The 24,440-nt window shown below is 69.9% G+C and carries 23 protein-coding genes; 8 read left to right on the forward strand and 15 right to left on the reverse strand.

The annotated features are described in order from the left end of the window. Positions 1-6: 6 nt before the first annotated feature. From AOZ06_RS10960 to AOZ06_RS11005, 10 genes are all read right to left on the reverse strand, one after another. A complete protein-coding gene (locus AOZ06_RS10960) occupies positions 7-2,472 on the reverse strand; it encodes a CHAT domain-containing protein (RefSeq protein ID WP_236952175.1) in 2,466 nt (821 codons plus the stop codon). Between the two features lie 20 nt (positions 2,473-2,492). Further along, positions 2,493-2,960 (reverse strand): hypothetical protein, encoded by a 468-nt coding sequence (locus AOZ06_RS10965; protein ID WP_054289342.1) that lies wholly within the window; start codon positions 2,958-2,960, stop codon positions 2,493-2,495. Then, entirely contained in the window at positions 2,957-3,508 is a 552-nt protein-coding gene (locus AOZ06_RS10970) for an RNA polymerase sigma factor (protein WP_225954850.1), read from the reverse strand. The genes AOZ06_RS10965 and AOZ06_RS10970 overlap by 4 nt, the downstream gene beginning before the upstream one ends. A 29-nt stretch (positions 3,509-3,537) precedes the next feature. Beyond that, positions 3,538-5,148 (reverse strand): S8 family peptidase, encoded by a 1,611-nt coding sequence (locus AOZ06_RS10975; RefSeq protein ID WP_054289343.1) that lies wholly within the window; start codon positions 5,146-5,148, stop codon positions 3,538-3,540. Between the two features lie 71 nt (positions 5,149-5,219). Then, positions 5,220-6,008, reverse strand: coding sequence for a PaaX family transcriptional regulator (locus AOZ06_RS10980; RefSeq protein ID WP_054296562.1), 789 nt, complete (start codon positions 6,006-6,008; stop codon positions 5,220-5,222). Positions 6,009-6,049: 41 nt separating this feature from the next. Further along, entirely contained in the window at positions 6,050-6,697 is a 648-nt protein-coding gene (locus tag AOZ06_RS10985) for a hypothetical protein (protein WP_054289344.1), read from the reverse strand. Positions 6,698-6,705: 8 nt separating this feature from the next. Continuing rightward, positions 6,706-7,908, reverse strand: coding sequence for a PucR family transcriptional regulator (locus tag AOZ06_RS10990; protein ID WP_054289345.1), 1,203 nt, complete (start codon positions 7,906-7,908; stop codon positions 6,706-6,708). Between the two features lie 66 nt (positions 7,909-7,974). Continuing rightward, positions 7,975-8,430 carry a (2Fe-2S)-binding protein gene (locus tag AOZ06_RS10995; protein ID WP_054289346.1) on the reverse strand — a complete coding sequence of 152 codons (456 nt, stop codon included), beginning with the start codon at positions 8,428-8,430 and terminating at the stop codon, positions 7,975-7,977. A gap of 9 nt (positions 8,431-8,439) precedes the next feature. Beyond that, positions 8,440-10,614, reverse strand: a complete 2,175-nt coding sequence (locus AOZ06_RS11000) for a xanthine dehydrogenase family protein molybdopterin-binding subunit (RefSeq protein WP_054289347.1) — start codon at positions 10,612-10,614, stop codon at positions 8,440-8,442. A gap of 137 nt (positions 10,615-10,751) precedes the next feature. Next, the gene (locus AOZ06_RS11005; protein WP_054289348.1) at positions 10,752-11,852 is read right to left on the reverse strand and encodes a winged helix DNA-binding domain-containing protein; all 1,101 of its coding nucleotides are present in this window, start codon (positions 11,850-11,852) and stop codon (positions 10,752-10,754) included. A gap of 98 nt (positions 11,853-11,950) precedes the next feature. Here AOZ06_RS11005 and AOZ06_RS11010 point away from each other — a divergent pair, with 98 nt between their 5' ends. After that, complete coding sequence (locus tag AOZ06_RS11010; protein ID WP_054289349.1) at positions 11,951-12,745, forward strand: SGNH/GDSL hydrolase family protein; 795 nt, start codon at positions 11,951-11,953, stop codon at positions 12,743-12,745. A gap of 4 nt (positions 12,746-12,749) precedes the next feature. Further along, positions 12,750-13,217, forward strand: coding sequence for a TetR/AcrR family transcriptional regulator (locus AOZ06_RS11015; RefSeq protein ID WP_054289350.1), 468 nt, complete (start codon positions 12,750-12,752; stop codon positions 13,215-13,217). A 40-nt stretch (positions 13,218-13,257) separates the two neighbouring features. On the opposite strand, the gene AOZ06_RS11020 is transcribed toward AOZ06_RS11015, so the two are convergent. Then, entirely contained in the window at positions 13,258-14,022 is a 765-nt protein-coding gene (locus AOZ06_RS11020; protein ID WP_054296563.1) for an SDR family oxidoreductase, read from the reverse strand. Beyond that, positions 14,019-14,774, reverse strand: a complete 756-nt coding sequence (locus tag AOZ06_RS11025; RefSeq protein WP_236952176.1) for an alpha/beta fold hydrolase — start codon at positions 14,772-14,774, stop codon at positions 14,019-14,021. Before AOZ06_RS11025 ends, AOZ06_RS11020 begins: the two co-directional genes overlap by 4 nt. Positions 14,775-14,846: 72 nt before the next feature. Here AOZ06_RS11025 and AOZ06_RS11030 point away from each other — a divergent pair, with 72 nt between their 5' ends. Further along, entirely contained in the window at positions 14,847-16,157 is a 1,311-nt protein-coding gene (locus AOZ06_RS11030; RefSeq protein ID WP_054289351.1) for an aminotransferase-like domain-containing protein, read from the forward strand. 53 nt (positions 16,158-16,210) lie between these two features. Here the strand turns inward: AOZ06_RS11030 and AOZ06_RS11035 are convergent, their stop codons facing one another. Next, positions 16,211-17,389: an alginate lyase family protein gene (locus AOZ06_RS11035; protein ID WP_054289352.1), complete on the reverse strand. Its 1,179-nt coding sequence runs from the start codon at positions 17,387-17,389 to the stop codon at positions 16,211-16,213. A 156-nt stretch (positions 17,390-17,545) separates the two neighbouring features. Between AOZ06_RS11035 and AOZ06_RS11040 the strand changes: the two genes are divergently transcribed. Next, complete coding sequence (locus AOZ06_RS11040) at positions 17,546-18,694, forward strand: hypothetical protein (RefSeq protein ID WP_157232967.1); 1,149 nt, start codon at positions 17,546-17,548, stop codon at positions 18,692-18,694. On the opposite strand, the gene AOZ06_RS11045 is transcribed toward AOZ06_RS11040, so the two are convergent. Beyond that, positions 18,691-19,083 carry a DUF2237 family protein gene (locus AOZ06_RS11045; protein WP_054289354.1) on the reverse strand — a complete coding sequence of 131 codons (393 nt, stop codon included), beginning with the start codon at positions 19,081-19,083 and terminating at the stop codon, positions 18,691-18,693. The two genes, AOZ06_RS11040 and AOZ06_RS11045, sit on opposite strands and share 4 nt — an antisense overlap. Positions 19,084-19,110: 27 nt before the next feature. Beyond that, entirely contained in the window at positions 19,111-20,289 is a 1,179-nt protein-coding gene (locus AOZ06_RS11050) for an FAD-dependent monooxygenase (protein ID WP_054289355.1), read from the reverse strand. Positions 20,290-20,392: 103 nt separating this feature from the next. Between AOZ06_RS11050 and AOZ06_RS11055 the strand changes: the two genes are divergently transcribed. The 4 genes from AOZ06_RS11055 to AOZ06_RS11070 all read left to right on the forward strand — a co-directional run bounded on the left by AOZ06_RS11055 (position 20,393) and on the right by AOZ06_RS11070 (position 24,438). Next, the gene (locus tag AOZ06_RS11055; protein WP_054289356.1) at positions 20,393-21,301 is read left to right on the forward strand and encodes a TetR/AcrR family transcriptional regulator C-terminal domain-containing protein; all 909 of its coding nucleotides are present in this window, start codon (positions 20,393-20,395) and stop codon (positions 21,299-21,301) included. 93 nt (positions 21,302-21,394) lie between these two features. Then, positions 21,395-21,862: a MarR family winged helix-turn-helix transcriptional regulator gene (locus AOZ06_RS11060; protein ID WP_054289357.1), complete on the forward strand. Its 468-nt coding sequence runs from the start codon at positions 21,395-21,397 to the stop codon at positions 21,860-21,862. Positions 21,863-22,335: 473 nt separating this feature from the next. Next, the gene (locus tag AOZ06_RS11065) at positions 22,336-23,283 is read left to right on the forward strand and encodes an NAD(P)-dependent oxidoreductase (protein ID WP_054289358.1); all 948 of its coding nucleotides are present in this window, start codon (positions 22,336-22,338) and stop codon (positions 23,281-23,283) included. 147 nt (positions 23,284-23,430) lie between these two features. After that, positions 23,431-24,438 (forward strand): LacI family DNA-binding transcriptional regulator, encoded by a 1,008-nt coding sequence (locus tag AOZ06_RS11070; RefSeq protein ID WP_054296565.1) that lies wholly within the window; start codon positions 23,431-23,433, stop codon positions 24,436-24,438. The last annotated feature ends 2 nt before the right edge of the window (positions 24,439-24,440 follow it).

The following is a 24,440-nucleotide window of genomic DNA, read 5'->3' on the forward strand; positions in this document are numbered from 1 at the left end:
AACCACTCACGAGGAGCCGAAGCACACGAACGGCATCAGCGGCTGGATGAGCGTCGCGTCGGCCAGCGCACGCGCGGGCCTGAGTCCCCGCAACAAGCCACGGTGGTACGCGGCCATCACGTCCACCGCCGCGTCGTCGTCGACCGAGGCCACACTGGACACCACCGTCTTGGTTCCGCTGTACAGCAACGCCGCTGTGAAACCGAGGATCTCGTCGCCGTTGCGGACCACCGTCTGCCCGACGTCACACGACGACAGCACCACGTGCGCGGGCGCCGACCGGAGCTGGTGGATGTCGTAGGCCATCAACGGCCCGTCGCTCAGGTCCAGCCGGGAGAACAGCACGTTCTCCCACTCATGGTGGCCGTGCGCCGCGAAGTGTGCCGTGGTGCACCCGTCCAGCGCGTCCAATGTGGACTTGACTGTGGCGTCCGCGCCGAGCAGGACGGCTCCGTCGCCGTAGATCTTGGCCAGCCGCAGCACTTCGTCGTCGGCGTGCGCCAGATCCGGCCCGGCCACGAGCAAGCACCCCGACGGCCGCGCCAGTTCGGCGCCGCGCCCGGCCAGCCACGTCGACGCGCTCGGCGACACCGTGACCGGGCGGCCGGCCATGTCCGGCAGCAAACCCCATGGTACAGCGGACAACGCGCTGGTCGGGATGATCACCACCGCGGAGTCGCCGAGCAACGGCCGGATCGGCCGGATGAGGTCGTCGGTCAGCGCCGCCAGCCTGCGCCGGATCGACGCCTTGATCACGCGGTCCAGCGCGGCGGGCAGCTGCCGTCCGCAGGACGCGTCCAAGTCGCTGTGCAACTTGGCCAGCGACTCGGAAACCGTTGCCAGCGAACCCAACGGGACCAGCTGCGCCCTGGCCGACGTGATCACCAGCGCCCAGAGGCCGCCGTCGCCGGACGCGTAGCTCACCATCGTCGTCTCACCCAGCGCGGCACGCACTTGGCTGAACGTGGCGTCGGCGGAATGCTCCCCGGTGCCTTCGGCGTGCCAGCCGCGTGCTCTGATCGCGCGCTCCAGCTGGGCGCAGCGCCGGCGGGCGTCGGCGTCCGGGGTGCCCGCCAGCTCCGCGGTCCGGACCTGGTGGGCGAGCTGGCGCAGTTCGGCGACCGCCTCGATGGTGTCGTCGTCGTCAGGCGGGCGCACCTGCTGGAACCGGAACGCCTGCGCCCGTGATCGTTCCAGCCAGCCGAAAACCACCGGCGGCGAGCCGTTGGCCAACGCGGCGGCCAGACCGGCACGGGCCAGCTCGCGCCCCAGCGACGTCGTACTCGTGCGCAGGTCGAGACTGCCCGCTCGACCACGGTGGTCGCGCAGCAGCGCCAGGCCCGCCCGCGCGTGGGTGAAGATCGCCCGGCTGTTCCCCGTCACCGCGCTGAGCTCGGCCAACGCCAACCGGCGCGTCAATCTCGTCTCCAGCAACGACCTCGGGCCACTGCGGGGCCGGATGTGCCCGCGTGCCTCGTCGACACGGCCTCGCGCCAGATACGCCCGCGCCGCCACCAGCCCCGTCGCCTCGGCGTCGTTGTCCAGGCCCAGCTCGGCCAGTCGCGCGGCGAGTGCGGACGCCCGGGCCGCGACGACACCCAACCGGTTGCCGCTCCCGAACTCCGCGCGGACCTTGGTCGCGGCGGCCACCGCGGCCCAGGTTTCGTTGCCACGTCTCCGGAACCGCGTTTCCGCCCGGCTGGCCCACGTCTTGGCCGTGGTCAGGTCGTCCGCCGCGAGCGCGACCTGTGCCCTGGTCAGCAGGGCTTCGGCGTGCTCCTGGTCCATCCGGGTGCGGGGGAACCGGTCCAGCGCGTAATCCAGCTCGGTCGCCGCGTCGCTGTGCAGCCCCGCGGCCAGCAAGGCCCGCGCCCGTTCCACCGCGACCACCGGCAACATCCCGTCGGCGTGCGATTCGTAGACCCGGCGTGCCTGGTCGAAGTCACGCAGCGCGGCGGGGATGTTGCCGGCCAGCAGCTGGCACGAGCCGCGGCCGTGGATCGCCTTGGCCACCAGCCGGTCGAGCCCGAGATCCCGGCCGAGGCGCTCGCACCGCTCCAGATCCCCGAGGGCCGCGCGGACCCGGCCGGCGATCTGGTGCAGCATGGCGCGGTTGAGCAACGTGCGCGCGAGCACGGTCGGATCGTCGCGCAGCAACCCGATCGCCCGGTCGAGGCACACCAGTGCGTCGTCCATCCGGCCGACCAGGACCAGCAGCAGGCCGCGTTGCTGCAGCAGCAGGCCTTTCGTCGCCGGAGTGGCCAACGCGTCGGCGCGGTCGAGCAGCAGGAAACCCTGCCCGGTGTTGCCGAGCGCCGCCTCGGCCGCGGCCAGGCTGTTGAGCAGACGCACGTCGTCCGGGGCGATCCGCAGCCCGTCGCGGAACGCCCGCACCGCGAGCAACGGCCTGCCGCGGTTGAGCGCGTTGAGGCCACGCCGGTGCAGGGCGCTTACCCGGTCAAGCCGTGTCACCAGCCAAGTATGGACTTGATCTACAAGGAGATCGACGGTGTCGTCACCGTGCGCGTCGTGCCGGTCGGCCGGACGATCAGCTGGACCAGGCCCGAGCACACCGGGTCGAGGACGAACCGGCCGTCCTCGTCGGACACCGTCGCCGCCGTGCCGCCGGCCGTGCGCAGCTCGATCGGGTGACGGCCTGCCGGGGTCAGCCAGCCGTCGACGCGGATCGTGCCGTCCGGGTTCTGCCTGATGCTGACCATGATCGTGACAGTCTCGCTGTCGAACGTGATCAGCCTGGACTGCTCGTCGCCGCGTGTCGCCGCCGGTCGCGCCAGCTCGGTCAGCCGCATCACCTCCAGGTCCACGGTCTCCAGGTCGATCGCGAACTTGATCCGGTCGAGCAGGTCGGCCGGTACCGGGTCGGCCTGTCGCCACATGTCCTTGACCCCTGCCAGAATCGCGTGGTCCAGCCCGTCGAGCGGTTCGTCCGGCGCGGTCATGACCAGCCCTCCTCGACGAAATCGCCCGCCAGCGCGTCCCGCAGCTTGGCCAGGCACCGGCCCCGTGTGGGGCCGATGCTCCCGCGGGGCATGCCGAGCGCCGCGCTGACCGTGTCGTAGTCGGGCCTGCGGGTGAACGCGATGATCCGCAGCAGCCGCTGGCAGCGGTCGGACAGCGTGCTGACCGCGCGCCAGAGCTGACGGGTGCGCTCGGCCTCGACCCGGCGCTCCTCCGGAGTCGGCCCGAGATCCGGCAGTTCGGCGAACAGCACGTCCTTGGCAGGCAGCTCCATCCGGCTGGCGTTGCGCACGCGCCACGCCTCCCGCCGGGTCACGGTCACCAGCCAGCTGGTCAGCGCCATCGGGCTGCGGATCTGGCCGAGCGCGCCGAGCAGCTTCAGCCAGGCCGTCTGGACGATGTCGCTGCTGGTGTCCCGGTCGAGTCCCTGCGCGCGGGCGACCTGCCACAGCAACGGGGTCAGTTCGTCGACCAGCCCGGCCAGGCTGCCGTGGTCGCCGTCCCGCGCCGCTTCCAGCAGGTCCGCCATTCTGGCGTGGTGTAACGAGGTTTCCGGCATCATCCGCCGGCTTTCGTCAACGCCGCCCAGGCCCGTTTCACGGCCACCTGCCGGTCGACGTTCTTGAGCGCCAGCGCCGGGTTCTCGGCCGAGCACTTGATCAACGCCGCGGTGATCTCCGCGGCGGCCAGCGGCGCGGCGAACGACGTGCCGTCCCAGACCGCGAACCCGGCCCGGTAGTCGTCCGGGTCCAGTGCGCCGCGGCCGGTCGCGGGCACCAGGCTCGCGCTGATCGCGCCCTGCACGTCGTCGGGGAACGTGCTCACCACGCCCGCGCCCGTGGCCCATGCCGTGACCCAGGGCGCCTCGTTGCTGAACAGGGCCCGTGTCGTGCTCGGGTTCAACGCGCCGACGCTGACCACCTGCGGCGCGATGTCGGGGCTGCTCGGCCGCTCGGCGAGCGCCGCGGGGTAGAACCGCCTGCTGGTCGCCTCGTTGCCCGCCGCGGCGACGACCAGCACGCCCAGTTCGCGCAGCTTGTCGACGGCCTCGGCGATCTGGCCGGTGAACGTGCTCGTCGACCCGGCCTCGTCGAAGTAGCCGAGCGACAACGACACGACGTCGACCATCCGTTCCGGGTCGTGCTCCTGCGCGTCCTGCACCCGCAGGATCAAACCCCACAACGCGAGCAGGACGTCGCTTTCGTACGCGACACCGTCGCTGTGCAGCACACGCACGGCCAGCACGTTGGCCTCCGGCGCGCTCTGCCGGACGATCCCGGCGATGAACGTGCCGTGCCCGGTGTCCCGGTCGAGCATGCCGACCAGCGGGTTGTCGGTGACGGGCGCGTCCCAGTAGTCGAGCAGGACCTGGGTCGTGGCCGTCAGCGCGGCTTGCTCACCCTGTTTCCTGAGCGCCTCCTGCAGTTCCGGGAAGACGTTCAGGAAACCGCCCGCGGGCGGCGGTGCGGTGCGGTCGGGCAGGTCGAACCACGGGTGCGGCCCGATACCACTGTCCACAACGGCGACGACGGGCCTGCGGTCCAGTGCGCCGCGCGGTGGCGCGGGAACGGCCAGCGCCACCGGGATACGCCCGGTCGTGCCGCCGCGCGCGTAGCCGGAGCCCGGCGTGCCGCTGGCCTCCCACGGCGCGCCACCGACACCGCTGGCCTCCCACGGCGTTCCTCCGATGTCGACGGTGCCGACCAGCAGGTGGTCCACTGACAACCGGTCGACGAGGTCCTTGCGCAGCCTGCCCGTCAACGCGGCCACCCGCAGTTCCTGCAACGCCAGCCAGCAGTCCACCTGCGCCGGTTTCGCCGCCTTGCCGGTCGCGCGCAGCGACACGGGCCGGGGCAGCCCGGCGAGGCGCTCGGTGTACTGGTCCTGGCGCCTCGGCGGGACCAGTTCCAGGTCGGCCCGGCTGAGCACCTCGTTGAAGGACGCCACGATCCGTGCGTCCCGCACCATGTCGTTGGGCATCAGCATCGAACCCGCGCGGTACACAGTGGACCTCGGTGGCTGGTACGGGCCACCGGCGACCAAGGCGTTGACCGGGTTCAGCACGCGTGCGCCGTGCCGCTCCAGCAGGTGCTGGGGTACGACGGGCACCGCGGTGCGATCATCCTCGCCGGACGGCCTGGCCGGCTTCGGGACGAACTTGACCACCATTCGCTCTCCCCTTCGGGTCGCTCTGGTACCACAGGTGCGCCTGACCTGCGTGCCAGATACGTCCGGCCGGGTCACGAAGACGTTACGGCGTGCCTTTCGGCTGGTCGGGCCAGTTGCGCCTGAAGGGTGAAGAAGAGGTCGGCCGCGCGGATGCCGACCCAGTTGTCCGGCAACAGTTCGGCGGGCAGCCCGGGGTCGAGGTACGGCAGCCTGCGCCAGTCGGTCAGCAGGCGCACGTACGTCGCGAACGCCGCCCGGTCGTCCCCGGCGGTCCCGGCGGGGCTGTGGGTGTGGACGAACTCGGCGTAGAGCCGTTCCAGCTGGTCGAGATCCCACCAGCGGCGGACCTTCCCGGCCAGGTCGCCGAACGCGAGGTGGTGGGAGTGGAACAGGTCCGCGTAGCCGCTCAAGTCCAAGCGCCGCAGCATGTCCTCGGTCGCGCCGGACAGGTGCGCCGGCGCGATCCACACGCCGGGGGCCGTGGTGCCGAAGCCCAGCCGGGTCAGCTGCGTGCGCAGCGTGTGCCGCTTGTTGCGTTCGGACTCGGGCACCGAGAACACCGCGAGCAGCCAGCCGTCGGCGAGCGTGGCCCGGTCCTGGTTGAAGATCCGCCGGTCGCCCTCCTTGAGGATCGCGAGGCCTTCCTCGGACAGCTCGTACCCGGCCGCGCCGCCCTGCCGCCGGGGCCGCAGCATGCCCCTGCGTTTGAGCCGGGAGATCGACGAGCGCACCGCGGCCTGGTCGACTCCCAGGTCGGCCATCAGGCCGATCAGGCGCGCCACCGACATCCAGCCGCCCTCACCCCGCGCGTACAGGCCGTACACCGTGACGATGAGGTGCCGCGGCTGAGCTGTTTCCATGGCGACCGTCACGCTGAGACAATAACGCCCTTTGTGGATCGTCAGCGGGGGATGGGGATCGTGGCGTCCCGGTCGCGCGGGTAGCCGATCTCGTCGGCCAGGTCGTTGGGCAGCGCCGCCCGCTCGAGGCCGACGCGCAGCAGCAACTCCCGGATCTGCTGCGGTTTCGCGCGGGTCAGGATGTCGACGATGCCGGCGCGCAACCGGCCCAGCCGCCGGGCGAACTGCTGCACGTCCTGCGCACGCCCGGCCCGCAGCGCCTCGTAGCTTTCCTTGTGCGCACGCGCCCACGTGGTCAGCTGCACCAGGTCCAGCAGCGTGGTGCCCTTGCTCTCCCGTTTGATGTCGATGAACTCGCTGCCGTCGAGCACCGGGTGCGGCCAGCTCAGGTGGTAGTCCGCGCCGGACTTCGTGCTGTAGCCCCAGACGAACACCTCGCGGTTGTCCGGCATGGTGCGCACCACGATCGACCCGTCCGGCAGGCCGAACGCCTCGGCGATCCGCGGTGCCGCGTCGATCACGGTCGCCGCGCGCTGCCCCTCGGCCAGCCGCACGTGCCCGCACCAGCCCTGGGGCGTGACCAGCGGATCGAGCGCCGAACCCGGCAGCGGCCCGCCGTCGACGGCGATCGCGGTGTCCCACGTTTCCCGCAACGCCGCGCAGTCCCGCCGGTAGGTGCTGTCCTCCACCTCCGCGATTATGCCGGTCCGGCGGGCGGCGGCAGGTGCGCGGTGCCCGGGAAGATCGACAACGCCCGCAGCGCCGTACCGATCTCCACGATGTCCGCCGGGTCGGTCAGGCTCCGGCCCAGCTCGTCGGTCACGCGCTTGAGGCGGTGCCGGATCGTGTTGGGGTGGCAGAACATCCGCTGCGCGGTCAGCTTGGTCGAGCCCTGGCACTCGAACCAGGCCCGCAGGGTCAGCAGCAGGACGTTGCGGTCCTCGCCCGGCAGGTCCAGGATCGCGCGCAGCACCTGGTGGGCCAGTTGCACGGACGCTTCCGGCGCGCTCGCCACCAGCCCGGCCAGCGGCGAGTCGTTGAACTGCGCCATGCCGGGCCGTCCCGGCGGCAGGCTGGAGAGCGCCACCCTGGCCAGGTGCAACGCCCGCGCGGTGTTGCCGAGGCCGGAGTAGACCGGGCTGACGCCGACGCGGCCCGCGATGTCCTCCTGGATCAGCTCGACGATCGCGGGCGAGGCGGTGGGGTGCCGCAGGGACACCACGCCGACCTGGAGATCCGGCGTCAGCCGCCACGCCGACGCCAGGCACCGGGCGCGCAGCCGCGACTCGATCTGCGGCAGCCCTTCGTGGCCCAGTGCCGGGGTTTCCGCGGCGACCACCACGAACGTCCCGTCCAGCGCCAGGTCGAGCACCCTGGCGATGTCCCAGAGCGAACCCTCCGAGCCGCCGGAGAACAACGCCTCGACCAACGCGCAGCGGCGGTTCTGGTGCGCCAGCATCATCGACGCCGACGTGTCCCGGTACGAGGTGGTCAGCGCTTCGGCGTAGTCGTCCATCAACGCCCAGATCGCGCTCGTCACCGCGACCAGCTCGGTCGTGTCACGGACCAGTCCGGTGAACTCCAGCCAGACCTGGGTCAGGCCGATCCGGTACGCCCGCAGCAGTTCGGGCAGCGGCGCGCCCTGGTGCGCGCGCAGCCGACCGGTCGCGGCGACCTGCGACATGTCCGGCGGCTGCGCGCCTTCCAGCGTCCGCAGCGCCACCGCGATGTTCACGGCCACCGACCGGGTGAGCTCGTCGTGCGGGACGAACTCGGCCCGGCCGTAGACCGGCATCTGCTCCAGGATCTGGTCGACCGTCCGCCTGATCATCTCCGGTACGCGCTGCCTGGCATCGATCGCCAGCCGGGCGGGCACCGGTTGTGTGTCCACGAAGTGCATCGACGCTCCACGTTGAGCCTCTGTGCGTAGTTCATGGACCCTAACACCGCCGTTCAGGTCAACGCGTTACATCCTTCGGGCGGCTTTCCTGATCGCCTGCCTGATCCGGAAGTACGTGCCGCACCGGCAGACGTTCTCGATCCTGTCGATGTCCGCGTCGGTCGGGTCCGGTGTGCGCTTGAGCAACGCCACCGCCGCCATGATCTGACCGGGCTGGCAGTAGCCGCACTGCGCGACGTCTTCCTCGAGCCACGCCTCCTGCACCGGGTGCAGGTCCTCGCCGTCGGCGAGGCCTTCGATCGTGGTGACCTCCTTGCCCGACGCCTGCGCCGCGGGCACGACACACGGCTGGATCTCGGCGCCGTCGAGGTGGCTCGTGCACGCGTGGCAGACGCCGATGCCGCAGCCGAACTTCGGGCCTTTCACGCCGAGCTTGTCGCGCAGCACCCACAGCAGCGGCATGTCCGCGGGCACGTCGATGCTGACCGGTTTCCCGTTGACGGAGAAGGTGTATTCCGGCACGGCTTTCTCCTAGCGGGGGAAGGGGTCGAAGTCGACCGGGAAGGTGATCGGGAAGCTGCGGGGTTTGATCCCGGTCGCCCTGGCGTAGGCGTTGGCGATCGCGCCGACCGCGGCCGGGACACCGAGTTCGCCCGCGCCGCCGGGCTCGCCGCCCGCGGGCATCACGTGGATCTCCACCTGCGGCGGGGAATCCTTCTGCCGCGCGTAGTGGAACTGCGAGTAGCTGCCTTCCAGCGGCAGGCCCTTGTCGATGTGCAGGCCCGCCCGCAGGGTCGTGGAGATCGCGTCGGTCAGGCCACCGAGCAGCTGTGCCTTGAGGCCGAGCGGGTTCACCGGCCTGCCGACGTCCACCGCGATGACCGCCTTGACCACACGGGGTTTCTTCGGGTCACGGGCGTCCAGCTCGACCAGGCACGCCGTGCAGGACTTGTACTCGTCGTGGAAACCGACGCCCTGCGCGAATCCCTTCGGCATGGCCCGGCCCCAGTTGCCCGCCGCCGCGACCTTGTCGAGCACCGCGCGCTGCCGTGCCGTCTTGAGCGACTCCCTGCGGAACGCGACCGGGTCCTTGCCGAGTTTCGCGGCCACCTCGTCGACGATGATCTCCTCGGCGCCCCGCGTGTTGGCCGAGTACACCGACCGCCAGCTGCCGGTGTGCATGCGCAGCGGGACTTCGTTGAGCAGTTGCGTGACCACGCCGAAGTCGTACGGGACCTTGACGGTCGTGAGGAACACCGTCTCGGCGAACCCGAGGTTGCCCGCCACCGGCAGGTGCGCGGCGGTCGCGGTGAGGATCTCGCCGAGGCCGTGCCGGAAGTCGGTTTCCACCGACGCCACGCGGTGCTCGAACGTGAGCACCTGGCCGAGGGCGAACGTCGCGCGGATCTTGTGGTGGCTGGCCGCGCGGGCCCGGCCGTGCCGCATGTCGTCCACGCGCGTCCACATCAGCTTGACCGGCCTGCGCATCGCCTTGGAGATCTGCGCGGCTTCCAGTGCGGCGTCGAAGAAAAGCCTGCGGCCGAACGAACCGCCGCCTTGCGTGACGTGCACGGTGACCTTGTCCTGCGGCAGGCCGAGCGCGGCGGCGATGGTCTGCTTGGCCACGATCGGCGACTTCAGGCCCGCCCAGATCTCCGCGCGGTCCGCTCGCACGTCGGCGATCGCCGAGTTGGTCTCCATCGGCGCGTGGCTGACGAACGCGAAGTCGAACTCGCCGTCGACGTGTTGCGTCAGCAGCGGCGGGACGACGAACGGCAACGCCGCCGCGCGCAGCTTCGCCTTGATGTCCGGATCGGACAACTCGTCGACGGTGCCCTTGTTCCACGTCACCCTGAGCGCGTCCTTGGCCGCGATGGCCTGGCCGAACGTCTCCGCCATCACCGCGACACCCGTTGGCACGACAGCGATCGCGAGCACACCCGGCATCGCCTTGGCCACCGAGTCGTCCACCGACCTGACCGAGCCGTTGATCGTCGGCGCCCTGCGCACGACCGTCGGCATCGCGCCGGGCACGTCGAGGTCCAGCGTGTACTTCAGCTGCCCGGTGACCATCGCCCGAGCGTCTATTCTGGACTGTTCGGTGCCGACGACCCGGTGCTGCGACTCGGGTTTCGGCTCCGCTTCCACGGTCGCGGTCGACCGCGCGGCTTTCGCCGTGAGAGCTCCGTACGCCGCTTCCCTGCCGTCCGGCGCGACGACCGTTCCGTTCTTCGTGGTCAGCTTGGACGTCTGCAGGTTCCACTCCTCGCCCGCAGCCGCGACCAGCCGGGCGCGTGCGGCCGCCGCCGTGCGCCGGACCGGCCCGTACACCGAGCGGATCGTGTTGGAACCGCCGGTCAGCTGGTTGAACAGCAGTTCAGGGCGGGCGTCCGCGAGCGACACCCGGACGTCGGGGACGGGGATGTCCATCTCCTCGGCGACCAGCATCGCCACCGCCGTGGTGATGCCCTGGCCCACCTCCGCGCGTGGCAGCTGGAAGTGCACCGTGCCCTCCGGTGTCACTTCGAGCACGAGCATGTTCGCCGTCGGTGTCCCGGCGAGGATGAGGACGTCGCCGAGGTCGGCGATGTCCGCGGGCGCGGGCAGGCTGGGCAGCGCCTCGGCGGACATGTCCGTGGCGAGGGTCAGGGTCGGGGCGGCGACCAGGAACGTCAGGAATCCGCGCCTGGTGGTGGGAGTGGCCATCGGAGCCCCTTTCCGGGGTGGGAACCGACGCCACGATAAGGAGCGGTATGCCGGTATTCAACGTTCCGTAGTCGAGTCGCCCCATTGCTGTGAACACATGACAGCGGAACACCCCGGCAAGTGTGCCGCGTCACACCTCAACCACTCACGAGCTGGTCGAAGCGGATGTCGTGGGCGAGACCTGGTGCGACGAACTCCAGCAGCGGCTTGCCTTCCTTGGCCAGCGCGCTGGCCTCCTTCTTGAGCAGGGGCCGGTACGGGTGCACGACGAGCACCGCCTTGTCCTTGCCCTGCTCCACGGTCCACCAGCCGGTGGTGAACCCGTCGACCAGGAACAGCCTGGGCAGCATGCCGTTGCGTGGCCGCTGCTGCTGGTAGTCGACGAGCACGCGGCTGCGGTCGTCGTGCGACAGCAGCAGGTTGTCGAAGTCGTAGAGGTAACGCACCGGCGCGGGCCTGGACTCGTCCGGTCGTGGCGCGTCCGGCAGGTCGAACAGTTCACGGCCGTTCTCGTCGGTGAAGGTCACCAGCTCCGGGCGCAGCCGGTCGAAGACCTCGGCCAGCCTGGTCAGGCCGGACCACACCTGCGCGTCCTTCACCGACGCCGGTCCGAACGCGGACAGGTAGCGCAGCACCAGCCGTTCGACGTCGGGCTCGGCGTCCACCGGCGAGCCCAGCCAGGTCTCCACGGTCGAGTGCACCGCCTGGCCGCTGCCGCCCCACAGGCCGCGCGGCGGGATCTGGATCAGCGGCACCCACGCGCGCACCGAGTACGCCAGCGAGTGCTCGTCGCGTCCCGGCCAGCGCTCGGCCATCCGCTGGCCCAGTTCGGTGAAGGTCATCGGCTTCTCGTCGAGCAGCCTGCGGCCCTCGGCGATCAGTTCGTCCTTGTCGAGGTCGGGGATGTTGCGGCCGTAGACGCTCGCCGTGGAGCGTTCGCTGACGATCTGCAGCACCGGCCGCAGCGCGAGGCTGTCGCGCGCGGTGACCAGGTGGATCGTCGAGCGCATCAGCACCATCCGGACGACCTCGCGGTCGGCCAGCAGCTGCGACAACGCGTGCGGGTCGAAGCCGTTCAGTCTGGTCCACAGCCCGTGGTACCAGGTGTGCGTGGTCTGGGCCTGCAGGCCGACCAGGTGCTCGACCGCGTCGAGCAGGGGCATGTCGGAGCGCTCGAGAAGCAGCTGACGGGCCAGCGTGGCGCGGTTGAGGCCCCTGCGTGAGATCAATGCGGTCATAACACGAACAGTATGGCCAATAACGGACAGGTCCTGGCCTGAATACGGAGCGCCATGGTAGACACTGTCTACCTGAACCTGAGGTTACTAGGACGTGAATGAGATACCAACGCTTCGTCGCCCTGGGTGACAGCTGCACCGAGGGCCTGGACGACCCGTATCCGGGCAACGCCGTGTACCGCGGCTGGGCGGACCTGGCCGCCCAGCGGTTCGCCAGGGACGACGCCGAGTTCCGGTACGCCAACCTCGGCGTACGCGGCCGCAGGCTCGACCAGATCATCGCCGAGCAGATCCCGGCGGCCACCGCGCTGCGCCCCGATCTGGTCGCGCTGTTCGGCGGCGGCAACGACATCATGTCGGGTGGCTACCGCGAGCGGACCGTCGCCCGCCGTGTCGACGGCGCGGTCCGGGCGTTGACCGGGCTGGCGCCGACCGTGGTCGTGTTCACGCTCAGCGACATCGCACGTCGCATGCCGTTCGGCTGGCGGATGGCGCCCCGGATCGAGGCGCTCAACGCGGCCATCCGGGAGGCCGCCGTCAGCTACGGTGCGGTGCTCGTGGACCTGTGGCCCGACCTGGCCGCGCACGACTCGCGGTACTTCGGCCCGGACCGGCTGCACCTGTCCGAGGCGGGGCACCGGCGGCTGGCCGCGCACCTGCTGGCCAGCCTCGATACAACACACGACCCGACGTGGCTGGAGCCGCTGCCGGGTGTCGCGGCGCGGCCGGGCGTGGCCGCCAACGTCCGGTGGGCCACCCAGCAGGTGTGGCCGTTGGTACGTGGCCGGATCCGCAACCGCCTGGTCGGCCGCCAGCCCGGCGACGGCGTGCTGCCCAAGCGTCCGCAGCTGCTCCCGGTGACCGAGTGGCATTCCGTCCCCGAGACGGCGTGACCCGGTGGCCGACGGCACGCGCAAGCGGCTGATCGGCTGCGCGCTCGAGGTACTCGCCAGCGAAGGCGTCGACGCGGTGACCGTGCGGCGGGTCGCCCGCGACGCGGGGATCTCCCACGGAGCGCCCCTGCGGCACTTCCCGAACCGCGCCGCGTTGCTCTCGGCTGTCGCGGCAACCGGGTACACGCGACTGACTGAGCGCCTTGACGCGGTGCCGGAAGGCGAACCGCGCGAACGGCTGACCGCCGCATGCGAGTCCTATGTCGACTTCGCCCGCGGCGGCCCCGCGTTGTTCGAGCTGATGTTCCGCCCGGACATGACCCCGTTGGGCACGGCTGCCTTCGCGCGGTTCCGGGCGTTCGTGCCCGGCCCGGACCTGGTGGCGGCGTCCCTGTGGGCGGCGTTGCGCGGGCTGGCCCTGCGGCCGGACGCCCACGCGGTCCTCGCGGTCACACTGGCCAAACACCGTTGACCTCGTGAGTGTTTCGGCCGGTTAGAACCGGCCGAAACACTCACGAGGGGTTTCGGTGGACTTGGAAGGCGGAGAAGCTCTGCGCCACCGGCATCAGCTCGATCACGTTGATGTTGACGTGCGCGGGTTGCGTGGCGGCCCAGTGCACCGACTCCGCGACGTCGTCGGCTGTCAGCGGCTGCATGCCCTGGTACACCGCGTCGGCTTTGCCCTGATCGCCGGAGAACCGGACGGTGGAGAACTCCGTCCCGCCGACCATGCCGGGGTCGACGCACGTCACGCGCACGCCCGTGCCGTGCAGGTCGCTGCGCAGGTTGAGGCTGAACTGCTGCACGAACGCCTTGGTCGCGCCGTAGACGTTCCCGCCCGGGTACGGGTAGGTGCCCGCGACCGAGCCGATGTTGATCACGTGCCCGCGGCCGCGTTCAAGCATGCCCGGCAGGACCGCGCGGGTGCAGGTGACCAGGCCGCGGCAGTTCGTGTCGATCATCCGGTCCCACTCGTCCTGGTCGGCGTCCTGCGCGGGCGCGATGCCCAGCGCCAGACCGGCGTTGTTGACCAGCAGGTCGATGCCGGCGAACTCGGCGGGCAGGTCCGCCACCGCCGCGTGGACCGCCTGGCGGTCGGTGACGTCCAGGTGCAGCGGGAGCACCCGATCGCCCAGGTCGTCCGCGAGTTCCTTGAGCTTGTCGACCCGCCGGGCCGATGCGATCACGCGTGCGCCTTGCGCCGCGAACCGGCGGGTGATGGCCGCTCCGAATCCCGTGCTGGCTCCCGTCACGAACACGGTCTTTTCGTTGCTCATGCCCACACCGTATTCAGCAGGCGCTCGAACGCCGCGTTGAACTCCGCCGGACGCTCGATGTTGGGCATGTGCGCGGCGCCTTCGATGACTGCCAGGTCGGCTCCGGGGATCAGTGCCCGCATCCGCTCGGCCTCCTCGACGGGCGTGTACTCGTCCAGCCTGCCGACGGCGACGAGCGTGGGCACGGTGATGCCGCGCAGCACATCGGTGTAGTCGGGGCGCTCGGCCCGTCCGCGAAGGGCTGCCGCGGCGCCTTCCGGCGGGGCGTTCTTCATCATCCGCATGACGTGCTCCGAGTCGTTGCCCGGCGCGACCATCTTCCACTGCACTTCGTCGGCGTACGGGCCCATGCCCTCGCGCAGCAGCCGGTCGGCCATGTCGTTGCGCGCCCGCACGCCCTCGGGCGTTTCCGCGCCGGGGAAGGTGTCCGCGAGCAGCACGCCCAGGACGCGTTCGGGGAACTGGCGGTAGAAGTCCATCACGATCTGCCCGCCCATGGACAGTCCACCGAGGACGAACTGCCGCACGCCGAGCCGGTCGAGCAGCTCCGCGATGTCACGGGCGAAGACGTCCAAGGTGGTCTTGCCCGCCACCACCGGACTGTCCCCGTATCCGCGCAGGTCGGGAAGGATCAGCCGGTGGCCGGGGGTGAACCGCTCGACCTGCGGCAGCCACATCGTGCGGTCGAACGGGTGGCCGTGCACGAGCACGACCGGATTGCCGGAACCGATGTCTTCATACGCGGTAAGCACGGTTTTCACGCTAACCAGCCACCCCGCCTCGGTGCAATAGAAAAATCGCACTCGGTGCAATATGGTGCAATAGTGGACGACTACCGGCAGATCGCCGACACCTACGCCATCGCCATCGCGCAGGGCAAGCTCAAGCCCGGCGACCGGCTGCCGCCGCAGCGTGAGTTCGCCCGCGCCCATGGCATCGCCAGCTCGACCGCCACCCGCGTGTACAGCGAGCTCAAGCGCCGGGGACTGGTCGTCGGCGAGACCGGCAGGGGCACGTTCGTCCGCGCGGTCCCGCCGTCGGAGCTGCCCGCGCTGACCGAACCGGCGCAGGCGCCCGTCGACCTCGAACTGAACTTCTCCGTACTGCCAGGACAAGCGGAGTCACAGGCGGAAAGCCTGACGGGCCTGCTGCGCCCGGACGTGATGGACACGCTGCTGCGGCCGACGAGCGTGACGGGCACTCCGCTGCTGCGTGCCGCGGCAGCGAAGATGTTGGCGCGCGCGGGATGGGAGCCCGACCCGGCGAGTGTCGTCTTCACCGGCAACGGCCGGCAGGCCATCGCGGTCGCACTGGACATGCTGGTGCCCAACGGGGGCCGACTCGGTGTCGAGCCATTGACGTATCCCGTCATCAAAGGGCTCGCCGCCAGGCGCGGGATCACGTTGGTGCCGTTGCCGATGGACGAACACGGGCTGCGCCCGGCCCCGGCGGACCTGGAAAGCGTGCACGCGGTCTACATGCAACCGACGCTGCACAATCCGCTCGGCGTCACGATGCCGCGGGCCCGGCGCGAGGAACTGGCCCGTGTGCTCGACAAAGCGGGTGTACCGGTGATCGAGGACAACATCTACGGATTCCTGGCCGACGACCATCCGCCGGTGGCACCGCACAGAACAGTGATGGTGGACAGCTTGTCGAAACGGCTGTCACCGGGACTGACCCTGGGTTTTATCGCGCCACCACCCGAGCTGGCCAGTCAAACACCTGTCACCGCACGTGCCATGGGTCTCGGCGCGCAGCACTTCGCGATGCAGGCCGCCACACGATGGCTCACCGACGGTGTGGTGGAACGGGTCTGCGCGGACAAACGCGTCGACGCCAAGGCGCGTCAGGAGATCGCCCGTGCCTGCCTGCCGGTCGAGGGAGATCCGGGCGCCTACCACTGTTGGTGGCGGCTGCCTGATCACTGGACAGCGGAGGCGTTCGTCACGGCGGCGGCACGGCAGGGTATCGCGATCGCCCCGGCCACCGCCTTCACCGTCGCCCCGGGAAACGCACCCCGCGCGGTGCGATTGTCGTTGTCCGCGCCACCGCTGGAAACCCTGCGCACCGCACTCGCGACTCTCAAGAAGCTGGCCGACACAAGCGATCCGTACGAGACAGTGGAGCCGTGAACGCGGGCCACCCCCGAGTGATCGGGGGTGGCCCTTTCATGTCCATGGTGGAACTAGCTGGGGTTGTTCGCGTGGGTCAGCGTGTACCAGGCGACGAACAGGCTGTTCGACCCGTGCGGACGGCGTTCCTCCGTCCACGCCTGGGTGTTGGGCATCGCGATGCCCTGGCGGGTGACGAACTGGTTCATGCCGACCTCGGTCACCGGGCCGAGCCCGCGCTTCACCGCGCCGCCGCACAGCCACGACGGAATCCCTTCCCGCTCGTAGCGGGTGTGGAAGCCCAGCGCGGTCCGCAGCCGGTCACCGATCTCCGGGTACAGGTCCTGGCCTTGGATCCGGGTGGTCTCGGCGAACGCGGCGATGGACGCGATGCCGTAACCGGTGTGCGTGAAGTCCCGGCAGGTTTCCTGGCTCAACCCCGCCACGAACGTCGACTGGTTGTGCCAGTACGAGATGATCTCCTGCCGGGTGTCGATCCCGCTGCCCGGCGGGGTCCTGGGCAGCGCGCCGTCACTGGGCAGGTAGATGAACGCGGGGACACGGGTGCGGAAGATGCCGACCGCCTTGTCGTGGACAGCACGGTCCTCCAGGTGCACCGCGATCCCCAGCGACGCCTCCATCATCGTCAGTTCCCAGTTGCCGTTGGTGTTGGCGCGGCCGTTGACCACCTCGGGCAGGTACACAGTGCGCAGCATCGTGCCGAAACGCGCCGAGTTGGGCCAGTTTCCGTAGGTGTGCTTGATGATCTCGGCGGCCTTCGTCCACGACGCCGCCGACCACGCGGTCTGCAGTGGCGCGTTCGAGTTGGTGTGGTCGCGGATCGTCGCCGACCACGCGTCCATGATCTGGATCGACTTCGTCGCGTACTGCGAGTTCTGGGTTATGTACCACATCAACGACAACGTGTACGCGGCGATCGCGTCCTGGCGTTCGTCGGTGCAACCCAGGTTCGGATTGGAGTATGGACCACATTCGACGACCGCGCGTGGTTTGGCCGTGCGGGACAATGATCCGTACGGGCTCGCGGCCATCTGGTCGTAGGCGTCGCGCCACGGTTGTGCGTTGGCGTTGACGCGGCCGCGCACGAAATCCAGCTGGGCACGGCTGACCATCACACCGGGGTGCGCGAAGGTCGCGGGAGCCGCACTCGCCGGGACGGCGGGCGCGGCGAACGTCATGAGCAGGGTGAGAACGCCGAACAGCAGGCCCGAACGGCGACCGGATGCGGACATCGTTCTCCTTTGAACGTTCCGGCGGCGGCGGGTGCCTGTCAGTGTCTGTGGTCTGGACCGGAACCGTCAAGAGGATCCGGCGTTCCGATCAAACGCTCAGCGATCTCCCAGCCGGTTCACAGCTGTCGTTGCGCCGCGGCTGGTCTGGTTGGTGGCGTGACCCGAATAGCCCGCCCAGTCCCGCTTCTGGCCGCCGCCGCTGTGATCGTGTCGCTGTCGCTGGCCGTGCGGCTGGTGCTGTTCCCGTTCGAATCACTCGACTACCGGGCGTTTGTCGCTCAGTGGTACGAGTTCATCTCGGCCAACGGCGGCTTTTCCGCGCTGCGGTACCAGTTCGCCGACTACAACGTGCCGTACCTGTACCTGCTGGCGATCCTGACCTACCTGCCGGTTCCCGCGCTGGCCGGCGTCAAGGTGATCTCCGTGCTGTTCGACGTGGTGCTGGCGTTGTACGTCTACAAACTGGTCGCGTTGAAGTATCCGCGCGGCTGGTGGCCGTTCATCGCCGCCGTCACCGTCAGCGTGCTCCCGACAGTCGTGACGAACGGCGCTTTGTGGGCGCAATGCGATGTGATCTACGCGGCATTCGGACTGGGTGGCGTGTATTACGCGGTGCGTTCACGGCCGTGGTTGGCGTGCGTGTTCCTCGGACTCGCGCTCGCTTTCAAATTGCAGGTCGTTTTCCTGTTCCCGCTGTTGCTGGTGCTGGTGCTGCTGCGCAAAGTGCCGTGGCCGGGATTGCTGGTCGTACCGGGAGTCGTGCTCCTGCTGGACGGCCCGGCGCTGCTGGCGGGCGCGAATCCGGGCCAATTGCTGTCGGTGTACACCGCCCAGGCCGGGGCGTACACGGAATTGACCCTGAACGCGCCGAACGCCTACCAGTTCCTGGAGGTCACGAAAGGCGCGGACCTGGTCCGGACCGCCGGGGTGTTGTTCACCGGCCTGCTCACGCTGGTGGTGGTCTTCGGCGTCGTGGCGGCCCGCGTGCGGCTGACCGTGCCGAGGGTCGTGCTGCTGGCGGCACTGTTCGCGATCCTCGTGCCGTTCTTCCTGCCCGCCATGCACGAACGCTACTTCTACCTGGCCGACGTGCTTTCCGTCGTGGTCGCGTTCTACTTCCCGCGCAGGCTCTGGCCGGTGCCGTTGCTGGTGCAGTTCGCGTCCTTCTTGTCCTGCACGCCTTTCCTGTTCGGCAAGGCGGGGGTCGACCTGCGCTGGCTCGCGGTGGCGATGCTGGCGGCGCTCGTGCTGGTGGCCCGGGAGACGCTGCTGGAGATCCGGCGGCCCTTGGCGGCGCCGGTCTAGAGCAGCGAGCTGGGGTCGGCGGGCACGTCGACCGCGTTCTCCCGCAGGGCCCCCAGCGGGACGACCTCCAGCGCGCGTGCGTGCGTCGCGGCGAGCACCACCGGCGCCGCGACGCCGGCCTCATAGGACCGCAGCCACCGCGAAGCGCAGACGCACCACCGGTCGCCCGGCCGCAGGCCGGGAAACCCCAGGTGTGGCCGCGGCGACGCCAAGTCGTTGCCGATTTCCCGCTGGTGCTGCAGGAACTCGCCCGTCATCACCGCGCACACGGTGTGGTTGCCCACGTCCTCCGGGCCGGTGTCGCAGCAGCCGTCTCGGTAGAAGCCGGTCACCGGGTCAGTGCCGCATTCCTCGAGGGCGCCGCCGAGTACGTTCCGGTCGTCGCTCATACCCCACAGGGTCGCACAACAGACCGATCACGCGGGAGAGACAGATCGTGTGTAAGTCTTCAGCGTGATGGCGTTGGCGGACTTGCCGATGCCGCCGAGCATCCTCTTGCGACCCGGCAGGTGCGGCAGCGCGCGCAGGAACTGGTTGCGCAGCCAGATGGCCGTGCGGGTGCGCGGCACGAAACCGCCCGAGCCCGGCGGCCGTTTCCGGTTGAGCGCCACGTACTCGCCCATCTCGTCCTGGTATCGGGCGAACGCCTGCTCGTGACCGCTCGACGACAGTTCACCCGCGAGAACGTACGCGCCGACCAGCGCCATGCTCGTGCCCATCCCGAGCGAGCCGCCGAACGCGGAGTCGCCCAGAAGCACGACACGTCCGCGTGACCACCGCGGGACCCGAACCTCCGAGGCCCGGTCGAAGAACAGGTCGTCGGTGCGCCACATCTGCTCGAGCAGGCCGGGGACCTCCCAGCCCGCGCCGTCGAACACCTCGGCGAGCACCCGCTTGGGGTCGCGCCGGGCATCGGGGATCTCGGGCCCGGCGAAAGCGAACAGGGTGCGGACCTCGCCGCTGTCACCGACCGGGTACACGATCGCGGCGCGGCCGGGCTCGTTGTACATCAGCTCCCAGCCGCCGAAGTCGATGTCCATCCTGGCGGGGAAGTACGACGAGTAGTACCCGAGGTCGCGCACGTCGGCCTCGAACAGCAGGTCCCGCACGCCGGAGCGGATGCCGTCCGCGCCGACGACGATGTCGAAGTCGCGCGTGCCCGACTCACCGAACGTGGCGGTCACGCCGGTGGCGTTCTCGGCCAGTGCGGTGACGGTGTCGCCGAAGAGGAACTCGACCGAGCCGGGGACCAGTGCCTCGTGCAGGATCCGGATAAGGTCGCCGCGCAGGATCTCGAGCTCGGCGACGATCCCGCCGGAGTCGCCGAACGCGTCCCCGCCCATCCTGGCGACCTGCTCGCCCTTGCCGTTGATCATCGCGATGCCGTGGGTGCCGGTGTGGGCGGCCCGGATCCGGTCCATCAGGCCCATCCGGGTGACGACTTCCCGTGCGGTGCCGCGGATGTCGATCGCCTGCCCGCCGGACCGCAGCGCGGGGGCGCGTTCCACGACGGTCACGCGGAAGCCGTGGCCGGTGAGCCAGTAAGCCAGTGAGAGCCCGGCGATGCCGGCCCCGGAGATCAGTGCAGTGCGCATGAGTACACCGTACAGAGCGGTTTGTACGCTGTACAGCGAACTAGTGCGCTGGACGCTGTTATGCTGCATCGAGTCCAGGGCTTACTAGTGCGGTGGAGGAGCGATGTCGACTGAAGCGCCCTACCTGCGGATCGCGGCCGAGATCAAGGCACGGGTCGCGCGCGGGGAACTGCGGCCGGGCGACCGTGTGCCCTCGACGCGGGAGATCACGCGCCAGTGGGGTGTCGCGATGGCCACCGCCACCAAGGTGATCGCGGTGTTGCGCGACGACGGTGTCGTGGACACGAAGCCAGGCGCCGGCACAGTCGTCCGGTCGGCCGCCGCGCCGCGGAAGGCGGCGAAGGAACGCGACCTCGGCAGAGGGGCGGTGATCAGGGCCGCGATCGTGATCGCGGACGCGGAGGGCCTGCAGGCGGTCTCGATGCGCCGGGTCGCGATGGACCTCGGCGTGGCGACGATGTCGCTGTACCGGCACGTGCCCAGCAAGGACGACCTGGTCGTGGAGATGGCGGACGCCGCGTTCGGCGAGCGGCCGTTCCCCGAGCGGATCCCCGGGGACTGGCGGGCCGCGATGGAGATCGCGGCTCGTCTGATGTGGACGGTGTGCAGACGGCACCCGTGGATCGCCGAGGCCATGTCGATGACGCGGCCGAGGGTGTCACCGAACCTGATCATGTACACCGAGTGGGTGTTCACCGTGCTGCGCCGGTTCGGCCTGTCGATGGACGACATGATGTACACGCACCTGAGCGTGTTCGGGCACGTCCGGGGCCTCGCGCTGACCCTGCAGGACGAGACGCGGGCGCGTCAGGACTCCGGGGTGACCCACGACGAGTGGATAGTGACCCAGGAGGAGGCGCTGGGGCAGCTGCTGGCGACAGGCCGGTACCCGACGATGGCCGAGATCATCACCGACGAGTTCGACTACGACCTGGACAAGGTCTTCGAGTACGGGCTGCGGCTGCTGCTGGACGGGGTGCAACGGCGGTTGCGCACCCGCGAACTACACTGATCGGTTATCCCGGCGGCGACGTGAACAAGGGTTCGATGCGGGACAATCGCCACCACCGCGGGCAACGGCGCGGGAGTGCAGAGGACGGAGCGGATGACGAGCCGGGCGCAGCGCAACAGGACGAATCCGGATCTCGGTGTGCTGGCCGGGCGACTGCTCTTCGCGGTGCAGAACGAACTGTTCACCGCCTTGGCGGCGAAGGGCTACGACGACCTGCTACCCCGTCACGGGGCGGTGCTGGCGTACCTGGACGCGGAAGGCGTGCGCGCGACAGACCTCGCGCGTCTGTCCGGCCAGCACAAGCAGGTGATCGGCACACTCGTGGACGAGCTGGAACGGCTGGGCTACGTCCAACGGCACCCCGACCCCGCCGACCGCCGCGCCAAGCTGGTCTGCCCGACGGAACGCGGACTGGAACAGATGAAAGCCGCCGAGAAGATCATGAACGCCCTGCAGGAGCGGCATGCCCGCAGGCTGGGCAGGGACGCGTTCGCCCAGTTCAAGGCGGCGTTCATGGACGTGGTCGAGCACCAGCGCAGGGCCGTCGCCAAGAAGTCCTGAGCCGCGACTGAACGGCTCGGCAGAGGGGATTCGCCGCCGGCCGGCCATCCGGCGTGCGTGCGGCTCCGGGGATCTGAGGGCTGTCAGCGGTTCCGCGGTGTCCCGGTGTTCGGCCATGGTCGTGGCGTGGTCCGCCGTGATGAGTATTCGCCCGTCGGCGGTTCGGCTCAGTGGGGTGTCCGGCAGACAGCGGCACGCCGCGAGGTTGCCGGTATTGGTCACAACGGCTTCCGGTGCGCCGCCCCTGTGGTGCGGCAAACTGGGCCGGCGGGGAGGTGGTGCGACTCCTCCACGGCCAGCCCGAGGGTTCCGTGCGCTGGTGCCCCGGCCGGCTCGAGGTGACCACCTGGACCGGGTGTGCGTGAGGGGTGCAATCGTTCTCATAGCATTGCCCGACATCGGGGACTTGACGGTGGTCGGATCTAGAGGCATCGTGAATGCGAACGATTGCAATCACTGGGAGCGAGGTAACGATGACGGCCCTCCCCGCTGACCGTCCCCGGATCGGCTGGATCGGCTGCGGCCGGATGGGCGCCGCGTTGGCCCGGCGGTTGCTCAAGGCCGGCTACGACGTGCTGGCCTACAACCGGACGCGGGCGAAGGCGGAGGCCCTGGTGCCGTTCGGCGCGACCGTCGCCGGCCGGGCGGCCGACCTCGCGGACCGCGATGTCGTGTTCACGATGGTGGCCGCGTCCCACGACCTCGAAGAAGTGACCGCGGGCGAGGACGGCGTGCTGACCAACCCGGACTTCGCGCCCAAGGTGCTGATCGACTCCTCGACGGTGTCGGGCGAGGCGTCCGCGGGTGTCCGGGTGGCCGCGCTGAAACGGGGAACGGAGTTCCTCGCCGCGCCGGTCAGCGGCAATCCGAAGGTGGTCGACGCGGGCCGCGTGACGCTGGCGGTGTCCGGTCCCCGCCCGGTGTTCGACCAGGTCCAGCCGGTGCTGGCGGAACTCGGCCGCGCGGTCACGTACGTCGGCGAGGACGAGACAGCCCGGCTGGTCAAGATCTGCCACAACGTGTTCCTCGGCGTGGTCATCCAGTCCATGGCCGAGATCACCGTGCTGGCCGAGAAGGGCGGCGTGAGCAGGTCGGCGTTCCTCGAGTTCCTCAACCAGTCGGTGATGGGCTCCGCGTTCAGCCAGTACAAGACGCCCGCCCTGGTCCGCCTCGACTTCACGCCCACGTTCACCATGCCGTTGCTGCGCAAGGACTTCGATCTCGGCCTGCAGGCCGCGCGGGCCCTCGAGGCGCCGATGCCGCTCGCGTCGGCCGCGGCGCAGCTCATCGCGTCCGCGGTCGGCGCCGGTCACGTCGACGAGGACTTCGCCGCCCTGATCCTGGAACAGGCTCGCCGGGCGGGCTGGGTGCTCGAACCGGAGAACACCGACGTGACCGACGGGCTCGGCGGGGAGGCGTAGCGAACCGGCCGATGTGGACATCGATCGGCCAGCCGGGTGGCCACCTGGACCCACCGGACACGCAGAGTCGGGGCGCGTTGCGGTGTCCTGGTGATTTCTTCAGCGAGAGCGGTAAGTAGCCACACGGTTACCGCTAGGGTGGCCGCCGTGGAAAAACCACCGACCATCAAGGACGTCGCCAGCCTGGCCAAGGTGCACGCGGCAACAGCCAGTCGCGCCCTCAATCCCCAGACCAGGGGAAAGGTCAGCACCCGGACGGCCAACCGGGTACTCGAAGCGGCGAAGTCCCTGGGCTACGCGCCGAATTCGGCGGCGCGAATGCTGCGCACCAAGACGTCCTCGGTCGCCGGGGTCATCATTCCCGACCTGAAGAACCCGGTATTTCCTCCGATCGTCCGAGGAATCGAGGACGGCCTGCGCGAAGCCGGTTACATGGCTTTGATGGGCAACACCGACGGCGACGCCGAGCGTGAACACGAACTGCTGCTGGCGATGCGCGGCAGGCAGACCGACGGGTTCATCCTGGCCACCGGCCGCCGCGACGACCCGTCCCCGGCTGACCACGTACCGACCGTGCTGGTCAACCGCCGCACCGACTCGGGCGACATCCCGTCGGTGACCAACGACAACAACGCGGGTGTCCACTCCGCGGTCGGGCTGCTGGCGTCGCTCGGGCACACCAGGATCGGGCACGTCGCAGGTCCGAGGGAACTGTCCACGGGCTGGGAGCGCTACCGGGCGTTCGTCGACGCGATGGCCGCCCACAACTTGGACGTCGATCCGGCGCGGATCACGTTCTCCACCGCGTTCACCGAGGAAGCCGGGTACATCGCGGCGATGCGGCTGCAACTCGACGTCACCGCGATCATCGCCGGCAACGACTTGATCGCGCTGGGGTGTTACTCCGCCTTGGAGGAGCGGGGTTTGTCGTGCCCGCGGGACGTGTCCGTGGTCGGTTTCAACGACATGCCGTTCGCCGACCGGCAGCGGCCCGGCCTGACGACCGTGCGGATCCCGCACTACGAAATGGGTTTCGAGGCGGCCAGGCTGCTGCTCGAGCGGATCGCCAACCCGGCGACCCCGGCCAAACGCGTGATCCTGCCCGTCGAACTGGTCCGCCGGGGGTCGGTCGCGCCGTTCCGCCAGGCAACCTGAAT

It is taken from the genome of Kibdelosporangium phytohabitans (assembly GCF_001302585.1).
Taxonomy (GTDB): Bacteria; Actinomycetota; Actinomycetes; order Mycobacteriales; family Pseudonocardiaceae; genus Kibdelosporangium; species Kibdelosporangium phytohabitans.